Annotated in this window: 10 protein-coding genes and 1 tRNA gene; 3 read left to right on the top strand and 8 right to left on the bottom strand. The window is 65.8% G+C overall.

The annotated features are described in order from the left end of the window. Positions 1-38: 38 nt before the first annotated feature. On the bottom strand, positions 39-1,454 hold the full coding sequence (locus M5J20_RS07020) for a zinc-dependent metalloprotease (RefSeq protein ID WP_253577922.1): 1,416 nt from the start codon (positions 1,452-1,454) through the stop codon (positions 39-41). Between the two features lie 32 nt (positions 1,455-1,486). On the opposite strand from M5J20_RS07020, the gene M5J20_RS07015 reads away from it, so the two are divergent. Then, the gene (locus M5J20_RS07015) at positions 1,487-2,566 is read left to right on the top strand and encodes a YlbL family protein (protein ID WP_253577920.1); all 1,080 of its coding nucleotides are present in this window, start codon (positions 1,487-1,489) and stop codon (positions 2,564-2,566) included. 3 nt (positions 2,567-2,569) lie between these two features. On the opposite strand, the gene M5J20_RS07010 is transcribed toward M5J20_RS07015, so the two are convergent. Both M5J20_RS07010 and M5J20_RS07005 read right to left on the bottom strand, forming a co-directional pair. Beyond that, positions 2,570-3,277 (bottom strand): hypothetical protein, encoded by a 708-nt coding sequence (locus tag M5J20_RS07010; RefSeq protein ID WP_253577919.1) that lies wholly within the window; start codon positions 3,275-3,277, stop codon positions 2,570-2,572. 42 nt (positions 3,278-3,319) lie between these two features. Next, on the bottom strand, positions 3,320-3,823 hold the full coding sequence (locus M5J20_RS07005) for a PPA1309 family protein (RefSeq protein ID WP_253578037.1): 504 nt from the start codon (positions 3,821-3,823) through the stop codon (positions 3,320-3,322). A gap of 178 nt (positions 3,824-4,001) precedes the next feature. Between M5J20_RS07005 and M5J20_RS07000 the strand changes: the two genes are divergently transcribed. Then, complete coding sequence (locus tag M5J20_RS07000; RefSeq protein WP_437177633.1) at positions 4,002-6,923, top strand: UPF0182 family protein; 2,922 nt, start codon at positions 4,002-4,004, stop codon at positions 6,921-6,923. A gap of 14 nt (positions 6,924-6,937) precedes the next feature. Here M5J20_RS07000 and M5J20_RS06995 read toward each other — a convergent pair whose 3' ends face one another. Next, complete coding sequence (locus M5J20_RS06995; protein WP_253577917.1) at positions 6,938-8,200, bottom strand: MFS transporter; 1,263 nt, start codon at positions 8,198-8,200, stop codon at positions 6,938-6,940. A 341-nt stretch (positions 8,201-8,541) separates the two neighbouring features. Between M5J20_RS06995 and M5J20_RS06990 the strand changes: the two genes are divergently transcribed. Then, positions 8,542-8,618: transfer RNA gene (locus M5J20_RS06990), tRNA-Met, on the top strand. A gap of 65 nt (positions 8,619-8,683) precedes the next feature. Here M5J20_RS06990 and M5J20_RS06985 read toward each other — a convergent pair. The 4 genes from M5J20_RS06985 to M5J20_RS06970 all read right to left on the bottom strand — a co-directional run bounded on the left by M5J20_RS06985 (position 8,684) and on the right by M5J20_RS06970 (position 12,884). Further along, complete coding sequence (locus tag M5J20_RS06985) at positions 8,684-8,962, bottom strand: alpha/beta hydrolase family protein (protein WP_253577915.1); 279 nt, start codon at positions 8,960-8,962, stop codon at positions 8,684-8,686. A 74-nt stretch (positions 8,963-9,036) separates the two neighbouring features. Continuing rightward, the gene (locus M5J20_RS06980) at positions 9,037-9,513 is read right to left on the bottom strand and encodes a response regulator (RefSeq protein WP_253577913.1); all 477 of its coding nucleotides are present in this window, start codon (positions 9,511-9,513) and stop codon (positions 9,037-9,039) included. Beyond that, entirely contained in the window at positions 9,510-11,396 is a 1,887-nt protein-coding gene (locus tag M5J20_RS06975; protein WP_253577911.1) for a sensor histidine kinase, read from the bottom strand. Before M5J20_RS06975 ends, M5J20_RS06980 begins: the two co-directional genes overlap by 4 nt. 27 nt (positions 11,397-11,423) lie before the next feature. Then, complete coding sequence (locus M5J20_RS06970) at positions 11,424-12,884, bottom strand: SLC13 family permease (RefSeq protein WP_253577909.1); 1,461 nt, start codon at positions 12,882-12,884, stop codon at positions 11,424-11,426. Between the last annotated feature and the right edge of the window lie 103 nt (positions 12,885-12,987).

The raw sequence follows: 12,987 nt of genomic DNA, 5'->3' as shown, positions 1-12,987 counted from the left end.
CCACCCCCCGATGGCGACGCGACTGATACTAGCGCGAGTTAGAGCTCTGTGCCGTCCTCGCGGCCGTCGTCGGTGCCGTCGCCGTCCTCGCGCTTGAGCTCCGGGTTGTCGCGCAGTTCCTGCTCCAGCTTGGCAAACTCGGCATCCAGGTCGCTGTCTGCCGTGTCGTCGAGGAGCGTGTCAATGAATGCGGCCGGGTTGTCCAGGTGCTCCGCCGTCGGCAGGAAGTCCGGGTGGTCCCAGACCTCGTCGCGGCGCTTAATACCCACCGCGTTCTCGATGCGGCGCCACAGCTCCGCCGCCTCCCGCACCTTCGGCGCGCCGAGCTCAATGCCGACGACGTTCGCGAACGCCTGCTCCGCGGAGCCGCCGGTGGCGCGGCGGCGCGCCCACGCCTCGGCGAGCTGCGGCGCGGACGGGATGCGGCCGTCGAGCGCAGCGCCGACAGTGACATCGACCCAGCCCTCGACGAGGGCGAGCAACGTCTCCAGGCGGGAGGTGGCGCCCGCGTTGCGCGAACCGACGCGCGGGGAAAGGTCCTCGCCCTGCAGCTGCTGCAGCGCCTCCTGGATCTGCTGCGGGTCGCCGGACTCGAGGTTCAGGTTGCGGGCGACCTCCTCGATGTGGGAGGTGTCAATCTCCAGGCCCGCAGCGTATTCCTCCACGGCGGAGACGAGGCGCTCCACCAGCCACGGCACGTGCTGGAAGAGGCGCTGGCGCGCAGCCTCGCGCGCAGCGGTGTACACGATTACTTCCTGGCCCGGCACGTCGAGGCCCTTGGCGATCTCGGTCACGTTGGCCGGCAGAATCGCCGTCGTGCCGCGCGGCGCCACGGGCAGGCCGAAGTCGGTGCCGGTGAGCGCCTGCTGCGCGAGATCGCCGAGCGCGTGGCCCAGCTTCATGCCGAACTGCATGGAGTTCATCTGGCGCATCATGCCGGACATCGGGCCCATCATCTCGCGGGCCTCGGCCGGCATGGTGTCCAGCTGCGCGCGGTTCATATGCTCCGCGACCGGGTTCACCAGGCGCTTCCACATCGGCATGGTGTTGCTCAGCCAATCCTCCGCGTTCCACGCGGTCGCCTTCGCACTGGAGGCGGGCAGGGTTGTGGTCTCGTCCAGCCAGAGGTCCGCCAGCTTCACCGATTCCTCGACGGCCTTCGCATCGCCCGCGGAGGTCGCCCGGCTGCCGGCAACGCGCTGGCGCGCCATGCGCAGCGCCATATCGAAGTTCACCGCGTCCCCGCTGGCCTGCGAGTTCATGGACGCGCCCATGCCGGACAGCATCTGGCCGAATTGGTTCAGCATGTCTCCCAGGCCGCCGTCGCCGCCCTGGGGGCCGGCACCGCCGAACCCGAACGCGGCGAAGGGGTTCTGCGGCTCGTCGCGCCGGTCACGGTCGCGGTCGTCGTCCCGGTCGTCGTTGGGGAAGGAGAATCCGAATCCGTTGCTCATACACGCCCACACTACCTATATGCTTCGTAGCCGTGACTGAACCTGAGCGGGCGCGGAGCAGGCGCTGGTCCACTGTGGTGTGGGGCGCAATCCCCGTTGCGCTGCTGACAGCGGCGCTGTCTCTCGACCACATCCCGGGCACCGACATCTCGCTGGCGGTGCCGTACGCGGCGCAGGGCCCGGGCCCGATGTTCGACACGCTCGGTGAGGTGGGCGGGGAGCCGGTCGTGGCTATCGACGGCGCGGAAACCGACGACACGTCCGGTGTGCTCAACATGACCACCGTCTCGGTGCGCACGAACATGACGCTGCCGCAGGCAATCGGGCGCTGGCTCGGCAGCGGCGACACGCTGGTGCCCATCAACCAGGTCTTCCCCAAGGATCTCTCCGAGGACGAAATCAAGGAGTACAACCAGCAAGCGTTCGTGTCCTCCGAGGCCTCCGCCACCGTCGCCGCAATGCGCTACCTCGGCCGCCCGACGGTCGTGGTGGTGCACGACGTGGTCGAAGGTTCCGCCGCTTCAGGCGTACTCGAGGCGGGCGACGAGATCCTCAGCATCGCCGGGCGCGACGTCACCAAACCCGGTGAGGTGCAGGAGACAGTGCGCTCCCACGCGCCGGGCGACGGGGTGGGCCTCACCGTGCGCAGGGGCGGGGAGGAGCACGAGCTCAGCGTCACCCTCGGCGCGGACGAGCAGGATGACGCCCGCCCGCTTTTGGGCATTCTCATGAGCTCCGCGCCTGCCGACGGCGTGAGCGTCACCTACAACCTCAACGACGTCGGCGGTCCGAGCGCAGGCATGATCTTCGCGCTCGCCGTTATCGACAAGCTCTCGCCCGGCGAGCTCACGGGGGGCCGCGTCATCGCGGGCACGGGCACGATCGACGAATCCGGCGAGGTCGGCCCCATCGGCGGCATCGACCACAAGATCGCCGGCGCGCGCGACAAGGGCGTCGAGCTCTTCCTCGCACCCGAGGGCAACTGCAACGACGCGCGCCGGGTGGACAGCGGGGAGATGGTGGTCGCCGCCGTCGCCACGCTGGACGACGCCGTGAAGGCGATGGATGATTTCGCCGCAGGCCGCGAAGTGGCGACCTGCCCCGCGAAGTAGCGGCTAGCCCGCCGGCTTCGGCTCGGTCGTCGCCTCGCCCGCGGAATCCGGCGCAGGCGCACCCGGGGTGGACACCACATCCACCTGCTCCGCCAGGCCGAGCTCGTAGATGCGCTTGCGCGGATCCTCCTGGTCGGTGGAAATGAGCTGCTGCATCACCTGGCCGGCGCGGTTGTCCACCACGGTGATGATCGCGGACGTGCCCAGCACGGACCAGCCCACCACTCGATCGCCTTTATCCTCCACCACGCGCGAGGAACGCAGCTCCGTGAGCAGCTGCGTTGTCGAGGCGGCCTTCGATTCCGAATCGAAGAATTGGAACTGGCCGATCTCGGGACCGGAACAGTCGAACGACCCCTCGAGACCGCTCGCGGTGCAGCCCTGCAGCTTGTCGAAGAGCTCCTTCGGAGCAAGCGTCGAAAAACGCTCCGCAACCTCCGCGACCAGCGCGGCCTCGCTCGGCTCGGCGCTCTTGCTTGCCGACGCCTTCGTTGTCCCCGTCGGCGACGAAGACGCAGTGGTTGCCGTTTCAGCCGTGGTTGAGGTTGCCTGCTCGGTCGTCGCAGCCTCCGTGGTCGTCGCCTCCGTCGTCGACGCTACGGTCTCGCTCGCCGGCGTGGGCGTGGTCTGCGCCTCGTCCCCGCACGCGGCCAGGGCGGGAAGCAGCGCCAGCGCCGCAACGACTGACAGGATGCGGGAAGGATGTGCCACCGGGATGCTCCTTAGCTGGGGCCAGACAATCAGGCCTATATCTTAAATCAGTTCTTCGGGGTCCAACGACAAGCTGTAGCGCAGCGCAGCAATGACGTTTGGGGCGACGTTCGGGCCGCCGCGCAGCTCAATCTCGTCCTGGGCGAACAAGCCCCGCTCCTCCAGCTCCTCGTCGTTGAGGCGCAGCTGCAAGAGGGTCTGCTCGCAATCGTCGTCACGCAGGGCCCCGGAAAACAGGCGGGCCGGGCGCGGGGCAGCACCCTCATCCGAAGTGTCGCGGAAAATGATCTCCTGGGCGAGAACGACACCCTCCACCTGCGCGGGCCATGCGACGCGGGCGACGTAGTCCGCCAGCTCGTCGGAGCCGGCCTGGATGTGCTCCGGCAACTCCTGCACCACCAGCGTGAGCGGGGAGGCGGCGGGGGACTCGTCGAGCCTGTCGAGCTCATCCAGCTCGTCCACGAGCAGTTCCGTGGGCACGAGCGCGAAGAGCGTCGGCGGCGCCTCCCACCCCTCGGCGTGCACGAACTCGACGGCCTCCATCATGGCCTTATTCAAAGCCTGTTGCTTGAGCACGGGAACCCTCTCGCTGTCTCGACCGTTGAAGTATTTAAGCTAGAAGCCTAGTACGTGCCGAAACGGGCAGTTTCCCAAACGCTAAGGAGTTGGATTGGCCACCCGCATTACACAGCCACGTCCGAGTGCAAAGAAACCAAATACGGGGCTGTGGGTCACCATCGGCATCATCGGCCTCGTCCTGTTCCTGCTGCCGATGCTGGTCGGGCTGTACACCGACTTCCTCTGGTTCGGCGAGCTGAACTACCGCAGCGTGTTCAACACCGTCATCCTCACCCGCGTCGTGCTCTTCGTGGTCTTCGCGCTGATCGGCGGCGGTGTCGCGTTCGCGGCCGCGCAAGCCGCGTGGCGGGGCCGGCCGAAGGCCCAGTTCGATCCCTTCTCCGACAACAGCCGCCAGCGCGAGGTGGTGGAGAAGGGCGTGCGTTCCCTCATGGTGTGGGTTCCGGTTGTGGTCGGCCTGTTCTCCGGCCTCACCGGGCAGGGCTTGTGGCGCACGTTCATGCTCTGGTTGAACGGCGGGAACTTCGGCATTGACGACGCTGAGTTCGGCCGCGACCTCGGCTTCTTCGCCTTCAGTCTGCCCGCGATCTCCGCGGTGGTGGACATGCTCTCCATGCTGCTCATCGCTGCATTCCTGATCGGCCTGATCGGGCATTACCTGCTGGGCGGCATCGCCATCGGCAACAATGTGACCGGCGCGCGCGGGCGCATTGCCAAGTCCGCCCGCATCCAGCTCGCCGTCACCGCCGGCCTGTGGATGCTGGTGAAGGCCGCCAGCTACTGGCTTGAGCGTTACCAGCTGCTCTACTCCCGCAACGACATTTTCACCGGCGCGTCCTACACCTCGATTAACGCGATGCTGCCGGCCAAGATCATCCTCACCGTGATCGCGGTGCTTGTCGCGGCGGCGTTCTTCGCGTCCGTGGTGTACAAGGACTTCCGCATCCCGGTGCTGGCCACCGTGCTCATGCTCGTCTCCTCCCTGGTGGTGGGCAACGTCTGGCCGGCGCTGCTGGAGCAGTTCTCGGTCAAGCCGAACCGCCAGGCCAAGGAGTTCGAGTACATCGGCCGCAACATCGAGGCCACCCGCTACGCCTACGGGCTGACGGACGATAAGGTCACCTACGAGGACAACTGGGGCCGCTCCAGCATCTCCAACAACGAGGTGGCCGACGACGCCGCGACGATCTCTAACATCCGCCTCCTGGACCCGGACATCATCGCGCCGACGTTCACCCAGAACCAGCAGCTGCGCAACTTCTACGGCTTCCCGGCCCAGCTGGCCATGGACCGCTACGAGGTGGACGGGGAGATGCGCGACTTCGTCGTCGCGGCCCGCGAGCTGAACCCGAACTCCCTGAGTGAGAACCAGCGCGACTGGATCAACCGCCACACCGTGTATACCCACGGCAACGGCTTCATCGCTGCCCAGGCGAACACCGTGGACGCCGCCGCGCAGGACGCCGGCTCCACCCGCGGCGGCCTGCCGATCTTCACCGTCTCCGACCTGCAGACCAACGCCATCGCCCGCGAGAATGACGAGGCTGAGGAGCTGGGTATCCGCGTCGACGAGCCGCGCATTTACTACGGCCCGGTGATCGCCTCCGCGAGTGACAACTTGGATTACGCCATTGTCGGTGACAACGGCCAGGGCCCGGTCGAGTACGACACCGACACGTCCACCTACACCTACACCGGTGAAGGCGGCGTGAACGTGGGCAACTGGATCAACCGCATCGCGTACGCGATCAAGTACCAGGAGCTCAACCTGGTGCTCTCCGACCGCGTTGGCGGCGAGTCCAAGATCCTCTACGACCGCGACCCGCGCCAGCGCGTGGAGAAGGTCGCGCCGTGGCTGACGACGGATTCCAAGACCTACCCGGCTGTCATCGACGGCCGCGTGAAGTGGATCGTCGACGGTTACACCACCCTGTCGCGCCTGCCGTACTCCACGCGCACGGCGCTAACCGACGCAACCCAGGACGCCCTCAACCCAGATGGCACCACCCAGCGCCTGGTGAACAACGACCTGGGCTACATCCGCAACTCCGTGAAGGCCACCGTGGACGCCTACGACGGCACCGTGGAGCTGTACGCCTTCGACGAGTCCGACCCGGTGCTCAAGGCGTGGATGGGCGCGTTCCCGGACACGGTGAAGCCGGAGGCCGAGATCTCTGACGACCTGCGCGGTCACCTGCGCTACCCGGAGGACCTGTTCAAGGTGCAGCGTGCGCTGCTTGCCCGCTACCACGTGGATGACCCGGGCGTATTCTTCAACAACGACGCCTTCTGGTCCGTGCCGAACGACCCGACCGCGAAGGAAGACAACCAGCAGCTGTCCCAGCCGCCGTACTACATCGTCGCTTCCGACCCTGAGACCGGCGACGCGTCCTTCCAGCTGATCACCCCGTTCCGCGGCCTGAACCGCGAGTTCCTCTCCGCGCACATGTCCGTGTCCTCCGACCCGGAGTCCTACGGCCGCATCACGGTGCGCGTCTTGCCGACGAACACCCAGACCCAGGGCCCGAAGCAGGCCCAGGACGCCCTGATGTCCTCCGACCAGGTGGCCCGCGACCGCACCCTGTGGGAGGGCACCAACGACCTGAAGAACGGCAACCTGCTCACCCTGCCGGTGGGCGGCGGCGAGATTCTCTACGTCGAGCCGATCTACTCGCAGCGCAAGGACCAGGAATCGGCCTTCCCGAAGCTGCTGCGCGTGCTGGTGTTCTACCGCGGCCAGGTGGGCTACGCCCCGACCATTTCCCAGGCGCTGTCCCAGGTGGGCATCAACCCGGCTGCTGCCCAGGACATTGACGTGGTGGACGAGGGCGCACCTGATACCCGCACCGAGGCCGACATGGCGTCCCCGACCGCGCCGGGCGAGAACGAGACGGAGGAGCGTGCCGACGCCGGCACCCCGGGCGCCGCGAACCAGGACGAGGCGCTGCGCAACATCGACACCGCGCTGCGCAACCTGGAGAGCGCCCGCGGCGGCTCCTTCGAGGAGTACGGCCGAGCCCTTGACGCACTGGACAAGGCAGTCGCCGACTACCAGGGCCTGCAGTAAGCGCCGAGTGGCGGTTACGCCTTCTGCTGCTCAGTTGCCGCGATGTCGGAGGCAGCGGCGTCGCTGGCCTGCTTCGGGCTGTACGTGAGGATGGTGCACAGGGCGCCGAAGAGGGCGACAATGCCGAAGCCGTAGAAGCCCCACGGCATGACCAGCCCGCGGCTGATCAGGATGCCGCCGAACAGCGGGCCGGCGATGGCGCCGAGGCGGCCGATGGAGGCCATGGAGCCCATGGCGGTTGCGCGCAGGCGCACCGGGAAGGTGGTGGCGCAGAGTGCGTAGATGATCACCTGGGCGTTCATGGCGAAGAATCCCGCGATGGCGACGATGACGAAGATCAGACCCGGCACGTTGAAGCGCATCAGCGACAGGAAGATCGCCGAGAACGTGAACCAGATGATGGCGATCACGCGCGGGTTGAAGCGGTCCGCTAGGTAGCTGGAGGTGAAGAGGCCGAATGCGGTACCGATGTTCAGGACCACCAGGAAGAAGGCGGAGGAGCCGAGGTTGAAGCCGGCTTCGCGCATCATCATGGGCAGCCAGGTGTTCAGCGCGTAGATGATGAGCAGACCGGAGAACGCGGCGCCGTAGACGGCGATGGTGTTGCGGGCCCAGCGCGGGTGGAACAGGTCCACCATTGGTGCTTTGTGTACCTCGACGAGCGGTGCGTGGACATCAACCCAGCTCAGGCCGTACTTGTCTACGATGTTCTGGGCTTCGGTGAAGCGGCCCTTCGCGCGGAGCAGGTCCGGGGATTCCGGCAGCCACTTCCACATGAGGAAGACGAGGATGAAGCCCGGGATGCCGCCGATGTAGAACAGCGCGCGCCAGCCGAAGGAGGAGAGCATGAACACGCCGAGCAGCGCCACGGTGAGCGCGCCGAGGGTGTAGCCGAAGAAGACCAGGCCGTTGGCCAGGCTGCGGCGGTGCGGCGTTGCGAATTCGGTAGCCAGGACGATCGCGCTCGGGATACCGGCGCCCAGGCCGACACCCGCAATGACCTTCAGCAGGCCGAAGATGAACAGGGTGGGGGACATGCCGCCGAAGAAGGTGCAGATGGAGAAGATCATGGTGGAGACCATGAGGGTGCCCTTGCGGCCCAGGCTGTCCGCGCCGGGGCCGACGAGCATGGCGCCAACCATCATGCCGACCATGCCGAGCGTCGCGATCGTCGTGACCTGCTCCGTAGTGGCCATGAAATTCGGATCCGTCTTCAGCACGGGGATGGCCACACCCATGATGGCGAGGTCATAGCCCTCGAGATAAACAGCAAGCATGCAAAGCCAAAGGACAATACGTGCCTTCGGGGTAAATACCGGACCCTTTGGGGTCGCAGGGGCGGAGACCGAAGTCGCCATGACACCTCCTTGGGTGTGATGCGTAGAACGCGCGTCGGAATGTGAGTTGCAGATCACAAAATCTGATCCGCGCAACAGTGTTACATAACGCTCGCTAAAAAAGAAGTAGTTTGGTGGCAAAACTTTCTTGTAGGTGCACCCACCGCTTTCCGACGCCTGTTATTTACGCCTCAACTGGGGATTTGGCGTGCGGGAAGGGCCGACGTATAGTAATGCACGTTGCCGGGAACGGCAGCAGGTGAAAATCACATATCACCCGACGCGGGGTGGAGCAGCTCGGTAGCTCGCTGGGCTCATAACCCAGAGGTCGTAGGTTCGAATCCTGCCCCCGCTACCAACTCCCAGGACCCCATCAGCCAACAGGCTGGTGGGGTTCTTCTTCGTGGGTTAAGCCGCATGTGTCTACTTTCCGGGGGGCAGGCTCCGACGCTGTGCGACCTGTTCGGCGATATCCGTACCGAATCCGGCGAAACCGTCGAGACGTTCATTGCCGAAAGCGGCAACGTTGTCCGCGACGGCGAACTCTCCGCGGCCGAAGTATCGGTAATCAAAGACCACCACGGTGTAGCCCGCACTGGCGAATGCCTCCGCGTAGGTGTAGAGGGCTACTGCCCGGGGTGTGCCGAAGCCATGCCCCATGACCACTGCGGGGGTTGGGTCTTCGCCGTCTGGCCGGTACACGGCGGCAGCAAGGGGATGGACTCAGAATGGAACCACTCATCGGTGCGGGTACGCATGACGCAGATCCCGCGCCTCTAGCGACGGCGGACGAGGTCCATTGCGCGCGTCGCGTCGAGGACGTCGAGGTAGGGCAGGGGATCGATGTCCATGTCCTCGACGTAGTCGGTGAGCATGGCGCGCACCACCTGGTGTAGCTCGTCGACGTCCCAGGGCTTGGCAATGTAGTGGTCCAGGTTGGCCTCGTTGACCGCGCGTACCGTGTCGTGCAGCTGCGCCTGGCCGGTGACCAGGACTTTGCGGGTGGCGGCGGTGCGGTCGTCGTCCATCATCTGGACTAGGAACTCCACGCCGGTGGTGCCGGGCATGCGGTGGTCGCAGAGTGCGAGGGCGAGCACGTCGCCGTCTTCGGTGAGCTCGTCGATCACCTCCCAGGCTTCCTCCACGTCGGAGGCGACCTCCACGCGGATGTGTTCAGCAAAGGGCAGCAAGTCGCGCTCAACGGCGGCGCGGACTTCCGCCTCGTCCTCGAGGATCAGGATGGCAAGGTTCATGGTGTGTCTCCTTCGTCGTGTGTGCGCGGGCCGTCAATTGGCAGGCCAACGGTGGCGCAGGTGCCATTTGTTGAAGAGGTCAGTTCGATCGTGCCGTGATGTGCGCTGACGATGCTGCGGCAGATGCTCAGGCCGATACCCATGCCGAAGCGGACCTCCCCATTTTTCGTGGTGAAGCGGGGCTCGAAGAGCTTGTCGATGCGCTCGAGCGGGATGCCGGGGCCGTCGTCAATGACCTCCACGCGCACCCACCCGGGCTTCGGGGCACTCGTGCGGATGGTGATGGTGGAGCCTTTGCCGGACTCCTCGATCGCCTCGGCGGCGTTGGAGATCAGGTTCGTCCACACCTGCGCGATCTGCCCGGGCGTACACGTCACGTGCGGCAGTTCGGCAAAATCCCGTTTGACCTCCACACCGCGCAGTTTGTGGACGATCAGCTGCAGCGTGTCCTCGATACTTTGGTGCAGGTCCACGTCGGTGACCGGGTCGCCGTCGGGCCGCGCGTATGCGCGTAGCGAGGCCACCAGCTGCGTAATGCGGGTCGATGCGGTGGAGAGGTTGCGCAGGGCAGTGCCTATCGACGCCGCGTGCTCCACCGTCTCGTACTCCAGCTTTCGATTCGCGCGCACCTGCTTGGCAAACTCTACGTCGTGCAAGCCGGCGAGTACCCAGCGCTGGGCGAGTGCCCGATCGCCGGTGACCTCGGTCAGTTCGCGCCGCAGCGCGCGTGCCTCCTTTGTGCTTACCGCGTGCGAGCTGCGCGCCGCCTCCAGCGCGTGGCTGGTCGCGTCTCGCCACCTGCGGTTGGGGCTGGACGCGATCAGGCCTTCGACGTCTTCGGCGAGGTGCGCTGCGGTGCGCTCGATCGCCGCCATCGGGTTGTTCAGCTCGTGGGCAACGCCAGCGGCGAGTTCGCCGAGGGAGGCGAAGCGCGCCTGGCTCATCAGCTCGCGGCGCGCTGCTTCCAGGTTGTGCAGTGCCGTCGTCAAGCGTGCGCGCTCGTCGTCGAGTTGCGCGGTGAGTTCGTGCTGCTCGATCTGGATGTCCTCGGCGCGGCGCAGGCGGCGGTCGTAGGAGCGCACGAAGAGGATATTGAACAGGCGCGCAAGCTCCGGCTCCTGGCGGATGAGGTAGTCCACCTGCTCGGTGGGCAGCTGGACTGCGACGACCTCGGTGGTGGTACGCGCGGTAAAGAAGCCGACCCGGTTGCTCGCCAGGGCGAGTAGCCCGATGACGTGGCCGGTGGAGGCGTGGTGCATGACGATATCGCCGGCGTCGGTAAAGCGCTGTAAAAGCACCTGGCCGGAAAGGGCGAAGATGACCTCCTCGACGTAGTGGCCCTCCTTGGTCAGGTAGACCCCCGGCGGGAAAATCAGGCGCGGCTGGTAGCCCAGGTGCATGTCGGCGGCCTGGATGATGCGGCTGATGATCTCCTGGTCGGTCAGCCCTACGTCCAGTTCGGTGACCTCTGGCAGGGCGAAGGTGCCAGCGATAGAGGGGTCGCGCTTGGCGCGCATGTACCAGTAGCGGTTGAGCTGCTGCTGGATGTTGTGCAGGAGTGCTTCTGCCTTGATCGCCGGGGCGAACACGAGCATGTCGAGCCGCCCCATGTCCGTAAGTGCATCCAGGCCCGCGATCTCTGGCGCGGTGGTCAGCACCATGACGCGGGTGTACTCGAAACCGGGCTCGGAGATCAGCTCCAGCAACGGGTGGTCGGGCGCCAAGCCGTCCTCGTGGACGGTGACGGTGACAAGCGCGAGCGGGTTGCCGTCGAGAAGCGAGCGTAGGTGCTCGACATTATCGGCGGCGAGGATGTCATGCGTGGCGCCCAGTGCCTCGTTGACCACCTGCTGCACGTCGCGGGTGGCCTGGGACTTTCCCACGATAGAGAGGGTGGAACGGGGCAGCACCTAGCTCACCAGCCCCATCAGCTGCCAAACGGAAGGCAGAGCAAAGATCAACAGCAGCGTGGCCACGGTACCGACCACGAGTCCGACTATCGCCATCTGCGGAATGGAGATCTCCTTGGTGGCGTACGCAATCGCGTTCGGCGGAGTGGAGATTGGCAGCGACATGCCCAGCGAGCAGGCGATCGCCACCACCGCGGCAACCACGAGCGGGTCGATGCCGTCGAGGGAGAGCGCCAGCGAGACCGCCAGTGGGACCAGCAGGTTGGCGGCCGCAGAGTGCGAGATGACGTTCGCCATGCCGAAGCCGATTAGGCTCAGCACGGCGAGGATCGCCAGCGCACCCATGACCTCCCAGCTGACCGAACCGACGAGCCACTCGTCCAGGCCGCTCGCACCCACGCCCGTGCCGAGTGCGATACCACCGGAGACGAGCCACAGCACCGGCCAGTCAAGTGCCTGGACGTCCTTGCCCCTCATCACCTGCAGGCACAACAGTGCCACGACGGGGATGAAGCCGACGGTGTTGGAGGAGATGCCGTGGAGCGGCTCGCTCATCCACAACAGGATGGTCAGACCTGCCACGGCGTAGAAGAGTTTCGCGTCGGTGGCGGTGTTCCACTTCGAGCGCATCTCGATGGAGATGCGGGTTTCAGCGGGGATGAAAACGAGACAGAGAAATACCCAGGCAAAGGCGAGGACAACCAGCATGAAAGGCACCGCTATGAGCATCCAATCGACGAAAGACACACGGATGCCGTGCTCGGCGAGCGCACCGATCGCGATCGCGTTCGGGGGTGTGCCCACCGGGGTGCCGATGCCACCCACGTTGGCAGCGAGCGGGATCGACAGCGCCACGCCGGCGCGCGCTTTGCCCGCGGGCAGCGTCTTGAGAATCGGGATGATGACCGCGAACATCGTCGCTGTGGTGGCCGTGTTCGACATGAACATGCTGAGCACGGCGGTAATCAGCATGAGCCCCAGCACGGTCAGACGCGCCTTGTCCGGGAAGGGGCGCAACATGACCGCTGCGAGGTTGCGGTCGAGCCCGAACTTCTCCGCCCCGTGCGCGATCATGAACCCGCCGAGGAAGAGGATGATGACCGGGTGGGCCAGCGCAGAGAAATACGCGGATGCAGGAAGCAGCTGGTCTGCTAGTGCTGGATCTCCACCGGTGGGGTCGACTAGCGCGCCGTCGGAGAGTAAGAGGACCTCCAGCAGGATGACCAACACCGCCGTGGCCGTGAGCGGCACGGGCTCGAGCACCCAGAAGACGATGGCGAGTAGGAAGATTGACAGCATCCGATGCCCGGGGGTGGGCAGGTCCGGGATCTGGATGAAGAAGGGGATGAGGAAGCAAGCCACGCCCAAGAGCAGGCCCACCAGCTGCTTTTTGCTGAGCTGGGGGCCTTTGCTCGCGAGCGCCGGCGGGCGTTGTTTCGAGCGGCGTTTTGTCTCCACCATCTGTCGAATTCTACTTGCTACAACCAGGGATTACTTGGTTTGGAAGGAGTTCTCTACGGCGTCCGCACGCAGGTGATCCAAAGCGGCGCTCTTCACGGAGCGC

The organism is Corynebacterium stercoris (assembly GCF_024160105.1).
Classification (GTDB): Bacteria; Actinomycetota; Actinomycetes; order Mycobacteriales; family Mycobacteriaceae; genus Corynebacterium; species Corynebacterium stercoris.
This window is presented reverse-complemented; position numbering and strand designations above follow the sequence as displayed.

Coding starts and splice junctions, on each gene's coding strand:
- M5J20_RS07020 (WP_253577922.1), bottom strand. CDS start 1,454: ATGAGCAACGGATTCGGATTCTCCTTCCCCAACGACGACCGGGACGAC.
- M5J20_RS07005 (WP_253578037.1), bottom strand. CDS start 3,823: ATGATGGAGGCCGTCGAGTTCGTGCACGCCGAGGGGTGGGAGGCGCCG.
- M5J20_RS06995 (WP_253577917.1), bottom strand. CDS start 8,200: ATGCTTGCTGTTTATCTCGAGGGCTATGACCTCGCCATCATGGGTGTG.
- M5J20_RS06980 (WP_253577913.1), bottom strand. CDS start 9,513: ATGAACCTTGCCATCCTGATCCTCGAGGACGAGGCGGAAGTCCGCGCC.
- M5J20_RS06970 (WP_253577909.1), bottom strand. CDS start 12,884: ATGGTGGAGACAAAACGCCGCTCGAAACAACGCCCGCCGGCGCTCGCG.